Annotated in this window: 19 protein-coding genes; 14 read left to right on the top strand and 5 right to left on the bottom strand. The window is 28.5% G+C overall.

Translation table 11 applies throughout. The features are described 5' to 3' along the window. Positions 1 to 207: 207 nt before the first annotated feature. From ABIN17_05085 to ABIN17_05065, 5 genes are read right to left on the bottom strand one after another with little or no spacing between them, the layout of a single operon-like run. Positions 208 to 1,422, bottom strand: coding sequence for a SpoIID/LytB domain-containing protein (locus ABIN17_05085; protein ID MEO0284432.1), 1,215 nt, complete (start codon positions 1,420 to 1,422; stop codon positions 208 to 210). Beyond that, positions 1,419 to 2,420 carry a dephospho-CoA kinase gene (gene coaE, locus ABIN17_05080; GenBank protein ID MEO0284431.1) on the bottom strand — a complete coding sequence of 334 codons (1,002 nt, stop codon included), beginning with the start codon at positions 2,418 to 2,420 and terminating at the stop codon, positions 1,419 to 1,421. Before coaE ends, ABIN17_05085 begins: the two co-directional genes overlap by 4 nt. Next, complete coding sequence (locus ABIN17_05075) at positions 2,417 to 4,060, bottom strand: tetratricopeptide repeat protein (protein ID MEO0284430.1); 1,644 nt, start codon at positions 4,058 to 4,060, stop codon at positions 2,417 to 2,419. The genes coaE and ABIN17_05075 overlap by 4 nt, the downstream gene beginning before the upstream one ends. 12 nt (positions 4,061 to 4,072) lie before the next feature. Further along, complete coding sequence (locus tag ABIN17_05070; protein ID MEO0284429.1) at positions 4,073 to 4,852, bottom strand: zinc ribbon domain-containing protein; 780 nt, start codon at positions 4,850 to 4,852, stop codon at positions 4,073 to 4,075. Next, positions 4,830 to 5,600 carry a hypothetical protein gene (locus ABIN17_05065; protein MEO0284428.1) on the bottom strand — a complete coding sequence of 257 codons (771 nt, stop codon included), beginning with the start codon at positions 5,598 to 5,600 and terminating at the stop codon, positions 4,830 to 4,832. The genes ABIN17_05070 and ABIN17_05065 overlap by 23 nt, the downstream gene beginning before the upstream one ends. A gap of 60 nt (positions 5,601 to 5,660) precedes the next feature. Here ABIN17_05065 and ABIN17_05060 point away from each other — a divergent pair, with 60 nt between their 5' ends. The 14 genes from ABIN17_05060 to nuoF are packed head-to-tail and all read left to right on the top strand — an operon-like array spanning position 5,661 to position 19,412. Continuing rightward, entirely contained in the window at positions 5,661 to 5,834 is a 174-nt protein-coding gene (locus tag ABIN17_05060) for a Trm112 family protein (GenBank protein ID MEO0284427.1), read from the top strand. After that, positions 5,831 to 9,553, top strand: coding sequence for a C25 family cysteine peptidase (locus ABIN17_05055; protein ID MEO0284426.1), 3,723 nt, complete (start codon positions 5,831 to 5,833; stop codon positions 9,551 to 9,553). Before ABIN17_05060 ends, ABIN17_05055 begins: the two co-directional genes overlap by 4 nt. Continuing rightward, a complete protein-coding gene (locus ABIN17_05050) occupies positions 9,540 to 9,767 on the top strand; it encodes a hypothetical protein (protein ID MEO0284425.1) in 228 nt (75 codons plus the stop codon). Before ABIN17_05055 ends, ABIN17_05050 begins: the two co-directional genes overlap by 14 nt. 1 nt (position 9,768) lies before the next feature. Beyond that, on the top strand, positions 9,769 to 10,272 hold the full coding sequence (gene nuoI, locus ABIN17_05045) for an NADH-quinone oxidoreductase subunit NuoI (protein ID MEO0284424.1): 504 nt from the start codon (positions 9,769 to 9,771) through the stop codon (positions 10,270 to 10,272). Further along, complete coding sequence (locus ABIN17_05040; GenBank protein MEO0284423.1) at positions 10,269 to 10,718, top strand: NADH-quinone oxidoreductase subunit J; 450 nt, start codon at positions 10,269 to 10,271, stop codon at positions 10,716 to 10,718. Before nuoI ends, ABIN17_05040 begins: the two co-directional genes overlap by 4 nt. After that, positions 10,708 to 10,980: an NADH-quinone oxidoreductase subunit K gene (locus tag ABIN17_05035; GenBank protein ID MEO0284422.1), complete on the top strand. Its 273-nt coding sequence runs from the start codon at positions 10,708 to 10,710 to the stop codon at positions 10,978 to 10,980. The genes ABIN17_05040 and ABIN17_05035 overlap by 11 nt, the downstream gene beginning before the upstream one ends. Then, positions 10,970 to 12,739 (top strand): NADH-quinone oxidoreductase subunit L, encoded by a 1,770-nt coding sequence (locus ABIN17_05030; GenBank protein MEO0284421.1) that lies wholly within the window; start codon positions 10,970 to 10,972, stop codon positions 12,737 to 12,739. The genes ABIN17_05035 and ABIN17_05030 overlap by 11 nt, the downstream gene beginning before the upstream one ends. 36 nt (positions 12,740 to 12,775) lie before the next feature. Further along, positions 12,776 to 14,527, top strand: coding sequence for a tetratricopeptide repeat protein (locus ABIN17_05025; GenBank protein ID MEO0284420.1), 1,752 nt, complete (start codon positions 12,776 to 12,778; stop codon positions 14,525 to 14,527). Then, entirely contained in the window at positions 14,454 to 15,569 is a 1,116-nt protein-coding gene (locus ABIN17_05020) for an aminopeptidase P family protein (protein MEO0284419.1), read from the top strand. Before ABIN17_05025 ends, ABIN17_05020 begins: the two co-directional genes overlap by 74 nt. Before the next feature lie 46 nt (positions 15,570 to 15,615). Next, the gene (efp, locus tag ABIN17_05015; protein MEO0284418.1) at positions 15,616 to 16,164 is read left to right on the top strand and encodes an elongation factor P; all 549 of its coding nucleotides are present in this window, start codon (positions 15,616 to 15,618) and stop codon (positions 16,162 to 16,164) included. Continuing rightward, complete coding sequence (gene accB, locus ABIN17_05010) at positions 16,161 to 16,631, top strand: acetyl-CoA carboxylase biotin carboxyl carrier protein (GenBank protein MEO0284417.1); 471 nt, start codon at positions 16,161 to 16,163, stop codon at positions 16,629 to 16,631. The genes efp and accB overlap by 4 nt, the downstream gene beginning before the upstream one ends. 1 nt (position 16,632) lies before the next feature. Then, positions 16,633 to 17,748: a PilT/PilU family type 4a pilus ATPase gene (locus tag ABIN17_05005; protein MEO0284416.1), complete on the top strand. Its 1,116-nt coding sequence runs from the start codon at positions 16,633 to 16,635 to the stop codon at positions 17,746 to 17,748. Beyond that, positions 17,741 to 18,178: an NAD(P)H-dependent oxidoreductase subunit E gene (locus ABIN17_05000; protein ID MEO0284415.1), complete on the top strand. Its 438-nt coding sequence runs from the start codon at positions 17,741 to 17,743 to the stop codon at positions 18,176 to 18,178. The genes ABIN17_05005 and ABIN17_05000 overlap by 8 nt, the downstream gene beginning before the upstream one ends. Further along, positions 18,165 to 19,412, top strand: coding sequence for an NADH-quinone oxidoreductase subunit NuoF (gene nuoF / locus ABIN17_04995; protein MEO0284414.1), 1,248 nt, complete (start codon positions 18,165 to 18,167; stop codon positions 19,410 to 19,412). Before ABIN17_05000 ends, nuoF begins: the two co-directional genes overlap by 14 nt. The last annotated feature ends 191 nt before the right edge of the window (positions 19,413 to 19,603 follow it).

Genomic DNA, 19,603 nt, shown 5'->3' with positions numbered 1-19,603 from the left:
AAAAGGGAAAACAAAAAAAATTTAAAAGTAATTCTTTTAATTCCAAAAGAAAAAGGTGAGAATATTAAAAAAATAAGAAGAGACAGCAGGAAAAGAATTATGATTGAAATAATATTTGAAAGCGCTAAGTTTATCTTTGAAGTAAACAAAGATAAAAATAAAAATAAAAAAGAAAGACCTATTAAAAAAGAATCCTTTTTATTTTCTTTAATAAATCTTTTGAATTTTTGTACCCTGATAATAAAATTTGAGAATACGGTCATAACCTACTCCTTTTTTAGCAAGTGATAAAGCACCGTATTGACACAATCCAACTCCATGTCCAAAACCTCTACCTATTATTATAACTCTATTACCCTGATTTTTTAAAAAGAAAAAATTTGAAGGTAAAAAACCATCCTTTTTCAACAATTTCCTTATATCATAGCCTTTAAAGGTAAAAGTGCCTTTTTTGGTTTTTACCTTAACTTCCCTTACTCTTCCTGTAGAAGATCTATCTGAAATACTGAAATCAATAATATCTCTTCCTGAAAGAGAAATCCCTAAAAGATTTGAAATATTCCCTGCGAGGTTTTCCATAAAATCACTAATAGAAAACTCTTTCTTCCACCTGTAATAAGGAGAATTAGAGCATAAATCCTTACCCTGAAAGTTACATCTTACTGATTTTAAATAGGGAATAAAACTTTCATTTGGGAAAGCTTCATCATAATAAGAAGTAGTGCCCCCACAGGTAGAGTGAAATAAAGTTAAAGCAACTTCATTTTCATACATAAGAACTTCACCCCTTGTCATCTGAATTGCAAGATCTGTTATTTCATTTTCCTTATCTTTACCACCATATACCTGATCCTTTATATCTGCGTAAAGATGAAAAAAACTCTCCTTCTTTTCTAAATATTTTCTCATAGCATAACTTCTTGCACAAACAGCCTGAGCTTTTAGTGCTTCAAAATTTGAAAGAAAGGGACTACCTATTTCAAGAGGAACAACTGATCTTAGATAATCTTCCACTTTAACAAGGTTTATAACCCTTAAATACTCGTCAATTTCTATTTTCCCTCTATACCTTTTTCCTTGAATTTTTAAAAAATAATTTTCATCTGTATAAAAAACAAGAGGAAGAGAAAGATTTGTTTTTTTACCATCAAGGTATAAAAGAGGCTCCTCTGATTTTTTCTCAATTTTTAAAATATTATCTGCAAAAAATTTATATCTTTTACCTTGAGAATCTACAGCATAATAAATACCTGTCCCTGAAATATAAAGGGGATTCTCATTCTCATAAAGTAATATTCTTAAAAAAGGTTCATAAGATTTAACTTTTTTTTTCTTTTGAATATAATATTTTTTAACTTCCCCTTTAATGTATTCTCTTTTAGCACAGGAAAATAAAATTAAAAAAACCAAAATTTTTTTCATTTAATCAGATCTTTTATATGATTTTCAAAATAAAAATAATGTGAACCCTTCCAGTATATTTTTTCACAGTTAGAACATATATAAAATTTTTCCTGGGTCTTATAAGTATAGTATGGAACCCTGTTTTTTACTTTACTTTTTTCTATTTCCTCGATAGGATTATTGCACAAAGGACATCTTGAAAAAATAGAAATTTTATCCTTTAAACCAAAAAAATCTATTATCCTTTTCATTCTTATATTAAATTTTCCTTCTGGAACTTTAAAAATTTTCCATTCAGGAAAAAGATACCCTCCTTTTTTTCTTGTAAGCAAAAACCTTTTTTCTTCAAATATACCCTTTTTAAAATCTTTTAAAAATTTTGCATTAACTGTATCAAAGCCCAATAGTCTTAACCATCTTGATTCCCTTAAACAGGTTGAGTCACATAAAAATTTCGGAGTAAAATTTTTAATTTTGATAAAAATTTCCTCTGCCTTTTTTTTAAGTTCAAAAATATCATTTTCATTTTCAATAACAAAATTTGCTCTTTCTTCTTTATCCTTTAACTTATTTTGAGATTCTATAATTTTTCTTATCATATCTTCACTAATCCCCTTTTTCTTTGCCCTTTCAATTAAAACCTCTTCCCTTGCCTTTAAAAATATAACAAAATCCATAAATTTATCAACACCTGCTTCAAAGATAAGAGCACCTTCAACAAAATAATACCCTTCCTTCCCTTCATTTATTATTTTTTTCACTTCTCTCATAATCTCCCTATGAATCCACCTTTCATACTCTCTCTTTTTTTCCTCATCCTTAAAAATTATTTCTGCAATTTCTCTTCTTCCCAAATAATCACCAAAAATTTTCTTTATTTTTTCTTTTTTTTCTTCAATTATTTTATGACCAATTTTATCTGCATCAATAATAAAAACGCCCTTTTCCTTTAAAAGTTCACAGAAAGTGCTTTTACCTGATGATATATTACCGGTAATACCGACTAAAAGCTTCAAATACCTGAGTTTTTATATTTTTCAATCTTTTTTTTGAGATTTTTATTAAGTGGTTCAAGTTTTAAAGCCTCCTGCCAGTAATTTATAGCCTTATCAATTTGATTTAGTTTTAAATAAACATCTCCAAGATGTTCAACAATAACAGGATCATCAGGAACAAATTCCACTGCTCTTTTTAAATAAACAAAAGCAGAATCATACTTCCCCATCATATAATAAACCCAACCCATTGAATCAAGATAGTAACCGTTATCAGGTTCAAACTCTAATGCTTTCTCAACAAGTATCTTTGCTGTATCAAGCTTTAAACCCCTTTCTGCTAACATATAACCCCAGTAATTGTAAGATTCTGAAAGAGTGCTATCAAGTTTAACAGATTTTCTGAAGGCTTTTTCAGCTTTTTTTATATCGTTTATTTCCTCATAAAGAGCACCTGCTTCAAACCACTTTTTTGCATCAAGAGAATCAAGTTTTAATGATTTTTCATAAAAAAATAAAGCCCTTTTATAATTTCTCTTCTGTTTTTCAAGAAATCCAGTTAAATAAAAGTAAGAAGCATTATTCTTATCAGGTATTTCTTTAAGCAAATCTTCTGCTTCTTTTAATTTTCTTTCACTTATTAAAAGAAATGAGTAATAAATATAATACTCATAATTTTTAGGATTTATTTCTATTGCCTTTTTTATATGATAAAAAGCCTTGTCCATTAACTTTTCTCTGTAAAATATTCTTGAAAGATAATAATGGGCTAAATCATCCCTATTATTTAAACTCAAGGCAATTGAAAAATACTTCATAGCTTCCTTAAATTCATTTTTCATATATTTTATAAATCCATACTGATGAATAAAATCAACATCATAGAAAAAACTATCTATTTTCCCCTTTAGGAGAGTATCAGCCAGTTCATAATTGCCTAAAAAAATTGATAAATTCAAAACCTTTTTCAATAAATTCTGACTTGCTATTTTTTTACTTAAAAGTAATTTTCTATAAATTTTCAAAGCTTCTCTATAATCATTCAAACCTTCCAAACAGATTGCCTTTTCAATCAAAAGTTCAGGAAAAATTTCACTTTCTTCCAATTTATTTATTATAGATAATGCAGACTTATAATCTCTTTTCATTGATAAAACTCTTGCCTTATCAATTAGATATTTTTTACTGTTTAAAGAATCATTTTTAATAAGTTCATCTAAAAGGGATATTGCCTTATCAAAATCACCTACAGCTTGATATAACACAGAAATTAAATATAAAAGATCTTTATCCTTATTAAACTTCTCTCTGAATTTCTTTTGATATTTTTCAAAATTTTTGAAATCTCTTGTAAAAATACAGGCTGAAAGAAAAGGATAGGTAAGGGTAGAATCAAGCTCAAAATTTTTTTCAAATTCAAAGAAAACTTTTTTTAGTTTATTATAATCCTTTATATTGTAAAGTAAAAAAATGTAATCCCTAAAATATTCTCTTTCTTTCTTTATCTTTAAAAGCCTTTCAATAAGTTTCCGTGCCTCTTTATATTCTCCCTTTTCCACCTTACTTGAATATAACATGTATAAAAAGAGAGGATCTTCTTTCTCTCTTGAAAAGTAACAGGAAATAAAAATAAAAGTTATTAAAAAATAATATATTCTCATCCTTTAAATTTTTTATTCAAGTTCAATTATAAGCTCGGCTCCGCAATTTTCACAAAACCAGGAATCAGGAGAATTCTTATAACCACACTTTTTACATATAACTTCCCCCCTTTCCTCAGTTTTACTTTCCTTACCGAGATCTTCAAGCAATTTTTCATTAACACTTACCTCATAAGCTTCTTTTTCCTCAGATTTTTCAGCCTCAACTTCCTCAAGAATTTCTTCTATTTCCATTAATTCCTCTTCTACATCAGTTTCTGTCTTCTCAGCAACTTTTAATTCATTTTCAAGAGCTTCTTCAAGTTCTGTAATTTCTTCCGTTTCCGCCTCCACCTCAATTTCTTCCTCAACTTTCTCTTTAGGTTTTTCTTCTTTTTTAAGTAGAGAAGCAATTTCATTAATTTCTTTTTCAACTGCTATAAATTTTTCTTTAATCCTTTTTAATTCCGAATTTTTCTCATCCATCAAGGACTTATATTTTCCCTCATCATATTCGCCTATGGAATATCTGAGTTTAATTTCTTCAATTTCATCCTCGATTTTCAATTTGACTTTTTCCACTTCCTTTCTTGTTGTATATAGTGATTCTAAGTATTCTTTTATAGCATCTTTTCTTTTTTCCAGTTCCTCCTCAATTTTTTTTAATTTTTCTTCATATTCTCCAAAAACCTTTTTGAATATATGGGGTTTTGTTTCCTTTTCCTTCTCCTTCAATTTTCGCATCTTCTCAAGAAATTCCCTTCTCTTTATTTCAAGTTTTTTTATTTCTTCAATATTTATTTCTTTTTTCATAAATCCTCCTTAAAATTTGTTTCATTTCCAGTTCAAAGTCATAGTTAACTCTTCTATTATAAAGCAAAGGTTCATAAACTTTCCAAATATATTCATGGGGAATTACACCCTTTCTGATAAGTGAAATGACAATATTAATTACTGCTTGAGAATCGTAATTCCTTAGCTCCTTTTCTTCTTTTTTCAAAAATTCTTCAACATTTGCACCAAGTTCTACAAGATTAACTAAATTATTAAGCTTTGTAAGTTCTCCCACCCTTTCTTTTACTATTGACATTAATAATAAATCAGAAACATTTTTACCCCTCAATTTTATTTCTTTTTTAAACCATTTAAAAGCAGTCTCAATATCAACTCTTGGAAAATGAACATAGATTCCTTTTTCAACTTCGCTTAAAACCCTGTTCTTTTCAAAATTCTTTCTATCACTGAATACAAAAACAAAAGGAGATTCAGTTTCAACATCAAAGAAATTTTTATTAAATTTAATATCTTCAGCATCGTAAATAACATTTAAAAACTTCTCCTTTTTAAAAATAGATATATTTTTCTCTTCTTTTCTAATCTCATTAATATTAAATTCTCGCCCAATAAAAACCCTTTTTTTCTCAATTTCCATAATACTCATAAGAGAAAGAATGGCTCTTGATAAAAGGAAAGGTTCTTCAAAGGTAAAAAAGAAAAATCTTTCTTTTTTAAAATTTAAAATATTCTTAAAAAAACTTCTGTAATCATCAATAAAAAACATATAAATATTGTAAATTATTCTAAATTTAGTTTACAATAGAAAGGTAAAAGGAGGAAAAATATGGCACTGGATAAGGAACTTCTTGATATAATTGCTTGTCCAAAATGCAAAGGTGATTTAATTTATAAAGAAGAGGAAAATGTTTTAATATGTAAAAATTGTAAATTAAAATACAAAATAGAAGATGATATTCCAATTCTTTTAATAGAAGAAGCTATTCCCCTTGAAGAATGATTTTTATACTTTTACTCAATTTAGAGATAAAGATAACTTACAGGCCTTTAGTTAAAGCTGAAACATTAGAAAATATTATAAGATTTAGTGGAAAAAGGGTAGAAAAATTTGAACCAGGTTTACCCGATTTACCCTCTTACTTAGTTCCTATTGAGGTGAATCCTGAATTTGAATATGAAGTGGATTACAGAATAATAAGTAAGGAAATAATAAAAGGTAATTATGAAATTGAGAGGGTAAAAGAAATAAAGGAGGATGGACTTTCATTAAAGGAATTAAAAAAGGACTATAAAATCCCCTTTCCAGATAATATAATTTTAAATAAGGGCTTATCCTTTATAAGATATAAACCTATCCTTTCAATTATACTATTTCCTGTAAGAATAAAAGAAGAAGGTATAGAGATAATAAAGGAAATTGAGATTATTTTAAAAGAAAAGGTTAAAAGTAAATTAAAAACAAGGGAAATTCCTGAAGATAAAAAAATAAAAGATTTTTATAAAAAAGTTCTTTTTAAGACAACAGAAAAAGAATTTTTACCCTTGCAAAGTAAAATAAATAATTTTTTTGAAAAAACAAACCTATGGTTAAAAATTATTATAAACCAAAATGGAATATACTATCTAACTTACGAAGATATAAAAAATAATCTAAATATTTCTCCGGAAAATCTTGATATTAAAAAAATAGCAATCTTTACAAGATTAAAAGCATTAAGTGATTCACCTGATTCAGCTGAAATAACTCCCCAAAAAGTTCCTTTTTTATTTATAGATAGAGCTGAAGAAAATATTTTTGATGAAAAGGACACACTATTTTTCTTTGCCTTTACCGGAACAGGTTATAGAGTAAATAATGGAAAAATTGAATATTACTTTAATCCATATCAAGATGCCTCTATATATTTTATTTCCTTTGAAGGTGATTCAGGAAAATTTATGGAATCAATTGATGGTTCACCCTTATATAACTTAAAAATTGAAAAAGGGATTAGTGTTACAAGACATGAAAATAACTTTATAAATCTTGCAAGAGCAGGTTTAAGATGGGTTGGGGAAACTTTAAAGAATGATTCTTTAATTTTCAATCTTTTAAAATTTAAAAATCCCTTACCTGAAACTGCAAATTTAAAATTCAGTCTTGTTATAAGGGAAAGGGAAAGTATAAATCAGCCTCCTTACCTTTTAAAACTTTTTATGAATAATAATGTAATATTCCAGAAAAATTATTATCCACCCTCAGCACCCTATGGAGAAGAGATAAAAATAAAAACCCTTCTGAATCTAAACCCCCTATTTAAAGTTAAAATTCAGGGAACAATAAATGTTGATTATCTTGAACTTAAATACAATTCAGAACTTAAAAATTTAAGGGATAATTTTGAATTCTATTTTCCTCCCACAAATGAAAAAGACATTTCCTTTAATGGCACATTTAGGAAAAAAGGGAAATTATTTAAAATTTTAAATCCTTATAATGGATATAATATTACCAATTTTTCTTTTACTAATAACTCAATAATTTTTAATCCAGGGATTGAAAATGATACTTTTATGATTATGTATTCTGAAACTCCTTTTCATCCACTAATTAAAAAATTTGAAGGAACAGAATTAAGAAAAATTTCAGGTGCTGATATGCTTATTATAGCTCCTAAGGAATTTAAAAATATTTTTTCTAAGTTTATCCTTCACAGAAAAGAAAACTTTTACATTGATACATTGAAAATAGTAAATCCAGTAATTGAATTTGTAAACATAAATGATATTTTTGAAGAGTTCGGGTTTGGAATAAAAGATCCGGTAGCAATAAGAAACTATCTGAAATATACATATATAAATTACAATCCACGTCCTTTTTATGTCCTTTTAGCAGGTAAGGGTACATATGATTATAAAAACTATGAAGGTTCAGCTTCACTTAATTTAGTTCCTCCCTACGAATGGGGTTACGGAGTTGATATAAATAACCCACCCTATACCTATGATAACTTTTTTGTTGAATTTGATGGAGGTGCCTTTGATCCTGATATGGTTATTGGAAGAATACCTGCAAAAAGCTCTTCTGAACTCTATGAATTTCTTGAAAGGATCATCTTCTATGAAACTGGAAATTTTGAAAGTATGTTTAAAAACACTGTAATTGGTGTTGCAGATGATACAACGGGTGCAAGTGGAAATTTTGATCCCATAAATCATACAACACAGGTAACAAGAGTTCTTAATAAACTCAAAAATTCTATTGATAAAATCGCCTTTTATATGATTGATTATCCCTTTGTTCAGGGAAGAAAACCATCTGCTACAAAGGACTTGCTTAAATATATTGAAAAGGGAGCCGGATTTTTCTTTTTCTTTATACATGGAAATCCAAATCAGCTTGCTCATGAAGAATTGTTAAAGCTTGATGATATTGATTTTATAAGTTATAACAAAAAGCCCTCTTTTATTATTCTTGGTTCCTGTAAAACAATGAATTTTGATAGACCAAGTGGTGCAATTGGAGAAAAATGGCTCATGAAAAATGGAATAGGTGCCCTTGGTTCAACCTATTTAACTTTCCCCAGTGAAAATGAGTATGTAATTGATAACTTTTTTAATAAATTATCAGATTATAAAAAACATACCTTTGGTTTTATTTCATACCTTGTAACAATGGGAAATAAAGATTATGTATTTCTTGGAGACCCTTCTACTTTTTATTCTTTACCTCCAAAAAGTGGAACTTTCCTCTATATTCCTGATACGATACATTTTTCCTATTTTTCTGATACTCTATTTAAATTTTATGGGGAATCTGATTCTCTTAAAGTTAGATTTACAGAAAATTCTGAAATAAGTATTATGAAAATTGAAGGGACAGCAAAAATTGAAAGTTTATATGTTCATAACAATATTTTATATCCTCTTTATAGAAAAGGAAAACTTCTTTTCCAGGGAATATCAAGAAACAAAAATCTTGAAAGTAAATTTTATTTTGCCATCCCCTATATTAATTCTAATCTGTTAAAAGTTACAGTTTTAAATACCTCTCCTCAGGGAGAAATTTCTTACAGGGATTCAATACCTGCAAAAATTTCTAAAAAAGAGAAAGTTGATTTAAATCCACCTGAAATTAAAATCTCTGTGAATGGAAGGGAACTTAAAGATGGGGATACACTTCCACCAAATTTCAGCCTATTTATAGAAATAAAGGATGAAAGTGGTATAAATTTAGCAGTGGATACAATAGCTTTAAGAATTGGTTCCTTTAAGGAAGCATTAAATGACTTTTTTTATTACAAACCTAATAGCTTTAATGAAGGTTTTATAAACTATCAAGTTAAAAACCTACCAAGTGGTAAAACAATTTTAACTCTTTCAGCCTATGACCTTTTTCATAACAGGAAAAGTTTATCAAGAAATATATTTATTGAAACAGAAAGTACTTCAGAACTAAAAATTAGTGATATTATTCCATATCCAAATCCTGCTTCAGATTTTGTATTTATAGGATTTAAAAACAATAAAAGGGGAGTTTTTAAATTAAAAATATATACTATGAGAGGAGTAAAAATTTTTGAGACAGAAGAATTATTTTTTTCAGAGGGTTTCAATTCAATAAAATGGAAAATAGATGAAAAACTTACAAATGGACTTTACCTTTTTGTTCTTGAAGCAAGGGAGATTGAAGGTGGTAAAAAAATAAGAAAAAGGGGGAAAATAATTGTTTTTAGGTAAATTTTTAAAATTTATTTTTTTGTTTTTTTTCATATCAATACCAGTAAAATTTCCTGAAAAAAATTTATTTGAAAGACCCAAAGTTTTAAAGAGAATTAAAAATAGAAAATTGAAAAAAAGGGGGACAATTCTTCTTACAGAAAGGGAAACTTTTTTAATAAGAGAAAATCCACTTTTTGAAAATAATCTATTAAGGGGTATAAAATTAAACTGAAATGTTAAAACCTTTAATCCTTGTTTTTAAGCATTTATTTAAAAAGAAAAAAACAATTGAGTATCCCGAAAAGAAGAAGGAAATGTATTTTAGAACAAGATGGAAACACAGATTGCAGAGATGGGAAAACGGACTTGAAAGATGCATAGGATGTATGTTATGTGCAGGAGCTTGCCCTACTGATGCCATTTATATTGAAGCTGAAGAAAATGATCCAGAAAATCCTATATCCCATGCTGAAAGATATGCAAGAGTTTACGAAATAGATTATGGAAGATGTATTTTATGTGGATTTTGTGTAGAAGCCTGTCCTACAGAAGCTCTTGTTATGGATAAATTTTTTGAACTCGCTGGAACTTCAAGGAGAGGAATGGTCCTTACAAAGGATGAACTTTTGGATCCTCCCCAAACTCCTGCAAAGAGAGCATGGTTATCTTTTGAGAGGAGGGGTGATCCAAAGGGTGGAGCTATTATTATTCCAAAAGAGGAAACTCCACAAAAATGAAAATTTTATTTTTACTTTTACCTCTTACCACCTTTTTAATTTTAATTTCTAAAAAATTATCCCGTCTTCTTTTTTATTTTTTCCTAAATTCGTTAATAACAGGAATTCTATATTTTTACTTGAATAATCCCTTATTTGGCCTTTTGATAATTTTTCTCTATATAGGGACAATCCTTGTAATTTTTGTTTTTATTTTACCCTTAATCAAAATTGAAAAAACTTTGAGGGAAGGGAAATTTAATCTTTTTATTTATCTTATATTATCCTATATTCTTATTTTTATTTCCTTTAATATTTCAAATTATTTTGATAGAAAAACAATTTATTTTAACATCAAAAAACTTAGCAATTTTCTTATAAAGGATTACATAGGTTTTGAGCTTGTTTCAGTTTTACTTTTAGTTGCTATTGTAGGTTCATTTTTGCTTATTAGGGATGAATCTTGAAAGTTTTGCAGTAATCTTTTCTTTTTTCCTTTCTCTTTTAATAATTCTATTCAAAAGAAGTTTTGTTTATTTTTTAATTGGAGTTGAAATAGCTTTTAACTCTCTACTTCTTCTTTTTGTTATGAATATAACAAAAAAAGGTTTTGAAAATGCTCCCTTTTTCCTTTACATACTTGCCATAATTGCAGGTGAAACAGCAATAGGACTTTCTATTTTACTTAATTTAACAAAGGAAAGGGAAGAAGATAACTATGACATATAAAATAATTTTCCTTTTCCTTATTATTTCTCCACTTATTGGCTCTCTTTTACAGGGTATCCTCGGGTTTAAAAACGCAAAAAAAAGTGGTTTTTTAGCAACCTTTTTTGTTTTCCTTTCTTTCATTTTGCATTTTAAATTCATAGGTTTTGAAGGGGAATACTTTTACATTCCTTTTATCACCTTTTCTGATATAGATGTTAATTTTTCTTTTTTAATTGATAGACTAAATTTTTTAATGGGTTTAATGGTCACACTTGTTTCAGGTTTAATTCACCTTTATTCAACTGGTTATATGAAAAAAGATGATTCCCCTTACAGATATTTTGCCTTTTTAAATTTATTTGTTTTTTTCATGCTCCTTATAGTTTATTCAGGAAATTTTCTTCTCATGTTTATAGGATGGGAAGGGGTTGGACTTTGTTCTTATTTACTAATTTCCTATGAATCATGGAGAAAAGAAGCAAAAGATGCTGGGACAAAAGCTTTTCTTATAACGAGATTCGCGGATTTTGGTTTCATTTTATTTCTTTTAATTTATTACAAAATATTTAATACCTTTGAGATAAGTGCACTTTTAGAAGAACCTTCTAATCCTTTAATACCCCTTCTTTTAATTTCCGGAATTTTGGCAGCCTGTGGAAAGTCAGCTCAGTTTCCCTTTTATGTATGGTTACCTGATGCTATGGAAGGTCCAACTCCTGTTTCTGCACTTATTCATGCAGCTACAATGGTAACAGCAGGAGTTTTTTTGCTTATAAAAATTTTCCCACTGTTAAGTTTGTATCCACAAATTTTAAATATAATAATTTTTTTATCTACTTTAACCTTTTTATTATCAGGAATTATAGCAATTTTTGAAAGGGATTTAAAGAGAATTTTAGCTTATTCTACAATATCTCAGATTGGTTATATGTTTTTTGCAATAGGCATATCCTATCCACTTCTTGCCTTTCTTCACCTTTTAACCCATGCCTTTTTTAAAGCTCTTCTATTTTTATCCTCTGGAAATGTTATGCATATTATTCATAAAAAGATAGATATATTTGAAACAAGAGGAATGAGAAAAATTCATCCTTTTACTTCCTATACCTTTCTTTTAGGTTCCCTTGCACTTTCAGGTTTTCCTTTAACAGGCGGATTTATAAGTAAAGAACTTATAATAAATGCTTCTTTTAAAAATTTATTTTTATTTTATCTTGCTTCTATAGGTGCTTTTTTAACAAGTTTTTACATAATGAGGGGTTATGTATTATGTTTTGAGGGAGAATTAAAGATAAATCCTCAGGAAAAAATTGAAGGTGTGATGAATTTGTCCCTTTTAGTTTTATCAATTTTTGTTATTCTAACAGGTCTTAATATTTTTGAGGAATTTTATTTTAAAAATTTTGGAGAGGAAATTACTTTTTATAATCCTATTTTATATCAATTTTTTCCCTTGTTTTTATCAATAACAGGGATTTATCTTGCTCTTAAAGTTTATTTAAAAAAGCCTATCCAATTTAATGAAAGAATTAGTAAAATTTTAAATTTTTATGACTTTTTTATCTCAAAAATTGTTTACGGAATTATAAATTTCCTTTCAAAATTTTTTTCAACAAAATTTGATAGGGGTCTTATAGACCTTTTAATTGTAGAAGGTATTGGAAAATTAACTATTTTATTAGGTAGATTAATTTTTAAACTTTTCAAAAGAAAACCTTCCTTTTATATAACCCTTTTAATTCTTGTATTTTTACTTATAATAATTTTTTCAATTTGATTTGAAATTTTTAACTTTTATATTTAAAATTAAATTATGAACAGCGAATTTAAAGAAATTGAAGAGTTATTTAATAAATGGGAGAAAGAAGGAAGAAAGTCAAGGACTTTTGCAGCACTTGCTGATGCTTATAGAAAAAGAAAAATGTATGATGAAGCACTTGCTGTGCTTGAAGAAGGATTAAAAATACATCCTGATTATCAGGTAGCACATTTTATAAAAGCAAAGGTTCACCTTGAAAGAAACGAGCTTGAACTTGCAAGGGAAAGTTTAAAAAGAGTTTTAGAAATAGATGAGAATCATCTTGTGGCTTTAAGACTTTTAGCAGAAACCTGTGAAAAATTAGGAAGAGAAGAAGAGGCTTTAGATTATTATAAAAAACTTTATGACCTTGACCCTTTAACTTCAGAGGTTGAAGATAAAATAAAGACTCTTGAAGAGAAATTAAAAGTTCAGGTTCCTCAATTTTCTGAAGAAAAGGTAGAAATAACCGAGGATTTTTTAAAAGAAGAACCTATTTTAAGTAAAGAAAAAATTGACGAAGAAGATCTTTTAAAGGAGGAAATCCCTATAACAGAGGAAAAATTAACTGAGAAATTCTTAGAAGAAGAACCTATTTTAGGTGAAGAAAAATTATTGAAAGAGGAAGAATTTTTAAAGGAAGAAACCCTTTTAGGGGAAGAGAAACTCATCGAAGAGAAAGAAGAAATTTTGAAAGAAGAAGTACTTTTAAGTGAGGAAAAAATTTTAGAAAGTGAAGATTTATTGAGAGAAGATATAACATTGACCGAGGAAAAACCCATAGAGACAGAAGAAATATTAAAAGAAGAAATACCTGTGATTGAAGAAAAAACTATAGCTAATGAAGAACTTTTAACTCCTCCTGATGAACCACTTCTTGATATTCTTGAAGAAAAGGAAGTATTAGGTACAGAATTAGAATTACCTGAAATTCCAGAAGAAGCAAAAGAAATTTTGAAAGAAATTGAAAAAGAAACAGAAACTATTGAAGAGGAAGAATTAAAAGATTTTAAGTTTGTCGAGGATATTCTTGAAAAGAAAAAGGAAGAAAAGTTTATTAGTATAGAAGATATAAAAAAAGAAGAAAAAAGCACTGAAGAATCAGAGTTTGAAACTACTGAGTTAAAGGAAAAATTTGATGTTGAAATTTTTGAAAAAAAAGAAGATATTTTACTGGAAAGAACTTTTTTTGAGGAAGAAAAAGAAGAAATAATAAAAGAAGCTGAAACTTTTGATATAAAGGAGATATTTGAAGAAAAAGAAGAAAAATTGAGTGGACATCCTTCTCAATTTTTAGAAGAAATTGAAAAGGAAGAAAAAATAGAAAAAAAAGAAGAATTAATAATTGGAGCTGAAGAAGAGGTTCCTTTAAGTGAAATTTTTAAAGAACCTGAAAGACCTTCTGAAAGTATAGAGGAAATTATTATAGAAAAATCAGAAGAAAAGGGACTTATAGAGTTAATTGAAGAGAAAAAGGAAGAGGTAAAATTTATTGAAGAAAAGAAAGAAATTACCGAAGAGGAGAAAAAGGAAGAAATTATAGGAAAGGAGCAAAAGCTTGAAATAAAAGAAGAAAAGGTTGAAGAAGCAGAATTACCAGAGGAAGTTTCAGAACTCTTTGAGGAATTTGAAGAAGAAAAAAAGGATATTGAACCAGAAAAATATGAGGAAAAACCCATAAAGGAGAAAACTGATGAAAAGGAAACGAGAGAAAAAAATTTCAGAAGTTTCATTGAGTGGATTAACCTCCTTAAAAAAGAGAGTTGATTTTTTAAAGAATTTATTAGAACTTAATGAGGCTGATGGTTTTTTTATTAACAATCTACAGAATGTGTTTTATCTTACAGGTTTTACAGGTTCTTCAGGTTATGTTCTGATAACAAAAAATAAAAATTATTTTTTAACTGATTTCAGGTATATGTTACAGTCAAAAAAAGAAATTTCAAAGCTTTTTAAAATTGTAATAATAAAGAAATTTGATGAAATTTTTGACCTTTTAAAAGAGGGAAAAACTCTGCTCTGTGAAAAGGAGAGTTTAACCCTTGATTTATATGAAGAATTAAAAAAGAAAAAATTAAAAATAAAACCTATAAGTTCACCTGTTCTGGATTTGAGAATTTATAAAAATGAGGAGGAAATTGAAAAAATTAAAAAAGCACAGAAATTTTCAGAAAAAGTATTGAAAAAAGCACTATCTATTTTAAAACCAGATAAAACAAAGGAAATTGAACTTGCCTTGGAAATTGAATATGAGATGAAAAAAAATGGATTTCAAGTTGCTTTTCCTACAATAGTCGCTTCAGGTAAAAATTCAGCTTTGCCACATGCAAAGCCAAGAAATGTTACAATTAAAAACAATTCTATACTCCTTATTGATATGGGAAGTGTTTACAAAGGATATCACTCGGATATGACAAGAACCTTCTGGGTTGGTAATAATCCTCCTGACTGGTTTAAAGAGATTTATGAAATAACTCTGAATGCTTTACTTAAAGTTGAGGAAGAAATTAAAGTAGGGATGAATGTTAGGGATGTGGATAATGTGGCAAGAGCTTATATAACTGAAAGAGGTTATGGAGAAAAATTTGGTCATGGTTTAGGGCATGGTGTAGGAATTGAAATTCATGAAAAACCTTCACTTTCTCCAAGAGGAAAAGAAATAATTGATAAAGGTATGGTTTTCACAATAGAGCCTGGAATATATCTTGAAAATAAAGGTGGAGTTAGGATTGAGGATTTAGCTTATATAAATAAAAAAGGAGAACTTGAAATTCTAACAGGTTTTACAAAAAGACTTAAAAAAATTTAAAATAATAACTTTAAGGTTCAAGTCCTTAAAAAAAATAAAATAGGAAATGCCTGAATTCAGACGTGGAATGGTTATAAAGTTAGAAGGAAAATTTTACGAGGTAATAGATTTTCAACATATAATGATGGGAAGAGGTCAAGCCCATGTAAAGACTAAATTAAAGAATGTGGAGACAGGACAGGTTCTTGAAAAAACATTAAGAGAGGCAGATTATTTTGAAGAAGTAGAATTGAGAGAAAGAGAAGCAACTTTTTCTTATGCAGAGGGGGATAATTTCATTTTTTATGATTCTGAAACCTATGAGGAAATTGTTTTAAATAAGGAGCAGATAAAAAATTATCTTTTATATCTTAAAGAAGGTCAGGAAGTAAGGGTTCAGTATATTAATGAAAAACCAGTTGGAATAGTTCTTCCGAGTGCAGTAGTTCTTGAGGTTGTTGAAACTGATCCAGGTGTGAGAGGAGATACTGCTTCAGGTGGTTCAAAACCTGCAAAGCTTGAAACAGGTCTTGTTGTAAAAGTTCCACTTTATATAAAGGTTGGTGAAAAAATAAAAGTTGATACAAGAACCGGGGAATATATAGAAAGAGCATGAAGGATAAAGATTTAGAGAAGATAGAAAAATTAATAGAATTAATGGACAAAAAAGGACTTACTGAGATTGAAATAAAAAAACCTTTTTTAAAAATCCATTTAAAGAGAGAAGAGAAAGTTAAATACAAAAAACCAAAATTAAAATTTCAGGAAATTGAATTAATTGAATCGAGAGGAGAGGAAGTTGAGGTAAAAGAAAAAGAAGAAATCAAAGAAAGGGAAGATAAATTTTATTATATAACTGCACCCATAGTCGGGACTTTTTATAGAGCCCCTGCACCCGATGCAGAGCCATATGTTGAAGTTGGAACTCATATAAAACCTGGACAGGTTGTTTGTATAATTGAAGCTATGAAAATTATGAATGAAATAGAATCAGAAGTAGGTGGTATTGTGAGGGAAATATTGGTTAAAAACGGTGAGCCCGTGGAATACGGGCAAAAATTATTTAAAATTGAATTAACTTAAAATGGCTGTTGATTTAAAATTTTTACTTAAAAAAATGATAGAAGAAGAAGCTTCAGATCTCCATTTAAAAGCAGGACTTCCCCCTATTTATAGAATTCATGGAAAACTTATAAGAACAAAGATGGAACCCCTAACTCCAAAAGATTTAACTGAAATAGTTAAGGTTATAATGACAGAAGAACAACAGAAAAGGTTCATATCAAGGAAGGAACTTGATTTTGCAATAGGTGTTCCAGGACTTGGAAGATTCAGAGTTAATTGTTTCATACAGAGGGGAAGTATAGCAATTGCAATGAGAGCTATTCCTACAAACATAAAAACCTTTGAAGAACTTAATTTACCCCCAGTTATAAAAGATATTTGTTTAAATCCAAGGGGACTCATTCTTGTTACAGGAACAACAGGAAGCGGAAAATCCACAACTCTTGCAGCAATGATAAATTATATTAACATGAACAGAGCAAAACACATAATCACAATTGAAGATCCAATTGAATTTTTATTTAAGGATGAAAAATCAATAATATCCCAAAGAGAAATAGGAAGTGATACCTATTCTTTTGCTTCAGCTTTAAAGTATATATTAAGACAGGACCCTGATGTTATACTGATTGGGGAAATTCGTGATAAGGCAACAATGGATACTGCTATAAAGGCAGCTGATACAGGACACCTTGTTATGTCTACCCTTCATACTTTAAATGCAACAGAAACAATTAACAGAATTATTTCCTTTTATCCCCCGCATCAACATCAGCATATAAGAATTATGCTCGCTTCAACTCTTGTTGCAGTTATTTCCCAGAGATTGATACCAAGAGCAGATGGAACAGGTAGAGTTCCTGCAGTTGAAATTCTTATTAACACACCAAGGATTAAAGAACTCATAATGGATGAAACAAGGCAGGTAGAAATACCGCAGGCAATTGAAGAAGGGCATTATGAATATAAGATGCAGACTTTTGACCAGTCAATTATGAAGTTATATAAGGAAGGTCTTATAACCCTTGAAGATGCTCTTGAAAATGTTACAAATCCTGATGAATTCAAACTCAAGCTTAAAGGTATAAAAACAGCTGCTGAAACCTGGGACGAACCCGAGCTTAAAATTGAGTGATTCAATTAAGGAAAAGTTTAAAGAAATTCTGGAATATTACGATAATAATCCTTTTTTATCATTAATTCCAATTTTAAATTTTATTCAAGATGAAGAAGGCTTTATATCAAAGGATAAAATAAAAGAAATATCAAAATTCCTTAACATTAAAGAAAATTTAATTTATGAAACATTAACTTTTTATCATTTTTTAAGTTTAGAAAAAAAGGAAAAAAAAACTCTTTACATTTGTAAAAATATTTCCTGTTTACTTGAAGGTGCAGAGGAAATTCTTGAATATCTGAGGGAAAACAAAGATAAGTTAAATTTTGATTTTAAGGAATGTGAATGTATAGGTTTATGTGATTTTGCACCTGCAGGTCTTTTAGATTTTAAACCCTTAAAAAATTTAAGTATTGAAAAAATAAAAGAATTAAATGAAAAAATCTGAAACTCTTTTGATCAAAAAAAAATATGCTGAAAACATTGATGAATACATACAAAAAGGTGGATTCTTATCTCTTAAAAAAGTTTTAGGTGATAGAATTCCACCTGAAAAAGTTATTGAGGAGGTTAAAAAAAGTGGATTAAGGGGAAGGGGTGGAGCTGGTTTTCCTACAGGTTTAAAATGGTCTTTTATACCGAAAGATGGAGAAAAAAAATTTTTGATATGTAATGCTGATGAAGGAGAACCAGGAACTTTTAAGGACAGAGAAATTTTACTCTATGCACCTTATCTTTTAATTGAGGGAATGATAATTTCCTCCTATGCAATTCAGGCTGAAGTCTCATATATATATTTAAGAAAAGAATATAAGTGGATTTATGATAGAATTTATAAGGCAATAAAGGAATCAGAAGAAATAGGATTTCTGGGAAAAAATATTTTAGGAAGTTCCTTCAATCATAGAATAAAAATTTTTGTAGGAGCAGGTGCTTATATATGTGGTGAAGAAACAGCACTTCTTGAGTCAATGGAAGGTAAAAAGGGCTTCCCAAGGTTAAAACCACCTTATCCTGCAAATTGTGGTCTTTTTGGTTATCCTACAGTAATTAACAATGTTGAGACTCTTTCTAATATACCAATAATAATTGAAATAGGAGGGGATAATTATTCAAAAATAGGGGTTCCAAAAAGCACAGGGACAAGGCTTATATCTTTAAGTGGTATTGTTAAAAAAAAGGGAGTTTATGAAATTGAACAGGGAAAAATCACTGTAAGGGAAATAATTGAAGATTTAGGCGAAGGCATAAAAGAAAATTATCATCTTCTTGGGGTTATACCAGGTGGAATATCTGCACCTCCTCTTTTACCTGATGAGATTGATATTACCTACGATTTTGAATCAATTATAGAAAAAGGTTCTATGTCGGGTTCAGGTGCAATAATTGTTTTTGGTTATAAGGAGGATAAAAAAAGAGAACTTTTAAAATTATTAAAGAGTGCAGTTAAATTTTTCAAGGAGGAATCTTGTGGGAAATGCACCCCTTGTCGCGAGGGAACATGGGCAATAAATGATATTTTAGAAAAGATTGAGAAAAGAGAAACTCAAATTGGAGAAGGAATAGAAATAATAGATGTTCTTCATAAAAGAATGAAGGGGCTATGTGCTTGTCCCTTAGGGGAATCCTGCGCAATTATAACTGAATCCTTTTTAAAAAAATATTCAGATGTTTTAAAGTAATTAATAATTTTTCATTTTTAGAACTTAGAACTTGACAAAAAATTTTTAAAACCTTATAATAAACAAAGAAGGAGGTAAAACGATGAGATTAAGTTTAATTTTTATGTTTTTTATAACTCCCCTAATAGGACAGACCTTAGATACAGTTCTAAGAGCAAAATTACAAGGGGTTCAGGTTCAGGAATTTTTAC

Source organism: candidate division WOR-3 bacterium (genome assembly GCA_039803925.1).
GTDB lineage: Bacteria > Hydrothermota > Hydrothermia > Hydrothermales > JAJRUZ01 > JBCNVI01.
Note: the sequence above shows the minus strand (reverse complement) of the source record. Positions and strands in the feature narration are given on the sequence as shown.

Excerpts from the sequence above, each read along its gene's own strand:
- ABIN17_05020 (MEO0284419.1), top strand. The coding sequence starts at position 14,454 with ATGAAAAGGAAACGAGAGAAAAAAATTTCAGAAGTTTCATTGAGTGGA.
- ABIN17_05040 (MEO0284423.1), top strand. The coding sequence starts at position 10,269 with ATGAAAATTTTATTTTTACTTTTACCTCTTACCACCTTTTTAATTTTA.
- ABIN17_05085 (MEO0284432.1), bottom strand. The coding sequence starts at position 1,422 with ATGAAAAAAATTTTGGTTTTTTTAATTTTATTTTCCTGTGCTAAAAGA.
- ABIN17_05005 (MEO0284416.1), top strand. The coding sequence starts at position 16,633 with ATGGCTGTTGATTTAAAATTTTTACTTAAAAAAATGATAGAAGAAGAA.
- ABIN17_05025 (MEO0284420.1), top strand. The coding sequence starts at position 12,776 with ATGAACAGCGAATTTAAAGAAATTGAAGAGTTATTTAATAAATGGGAG.
- nuoI (MEO0284424.1), top strand. The coding sequence starts at position 9,769 with ATGTTAAAACCTTTAATCCTTGTTTTTAAGCATTTATTTAAAAAGAAA.
- ABIN17_05070 (MEO0284429.1), bottom strand. The coding sequence starts at position 4,852 with ATGAAAAAAGAAATAAATATTGAAGAAATAAAAAAACTTGAAATAAAG.
- ABIN17_05065 (MEO0284428.1), bottom strand. The coding sequence starts at position 5,600 with ATGTTTTTTATTGATGATTACAGAAGTTTTTTTAAGAATATTTTAAAT.
- nuoF (MEO0284414.1), top strand. The coding sequence starts at position 18,165 with ATGAAAAAATCTGAAACTCTTTTGATCAAAAAAAAATATGCTGAAAAC.
- ABIN17_05075 (MEO0284430.1), bottom strand. The coding sequence starts at position 4,060 with ATGAGAATATATTATTTTTTAATAACTTTTATTTTTATTTCCTGTTAC.
- ABIN17_05030 (MEO0284421.1), top strand. The coding sequence starts at position 10,970 with ATGACATATAAAATAATTTTCCTTTTCCTTATTATTTCTCCACTTATT.
- accB (MEO0284417.1), top strand. The coding sequence starts at position 16,161 with ATGAAGGATAAAGATTTAGAGAAGATAGAAAAATTAATAGAATTAATG.
- ABIN17_05060 (MEO0284427.1), top strand. The coding sequence starts at position 5,661 with ATGGCACTGGATAAGGAACTTCTTGATATAATTGCTTGTCCAAAATGC.
- efp (MEO0284418.1), top strand. The coding sequence starts at position 15,616 with ATGCCTGAATTCAGACGTGGAATGGTTATAAAGTTAGAAGGAAAATTT.
- ABIN17_05035 (MEO0284422.1), top strand. The coding sequence starts at position 10,708 with ATGAATCTTGAAAGTTTTGCAGTAATCTTTTCTTTTTTCCTTTCTCTT.
- ABIN17_05055 (MEO0284426.1), top strand. The coding sequence starts at position 5,831 with ATGATTTTTATACTTTTACTCAATTTAGAGATAAAGATAACTTACAGG.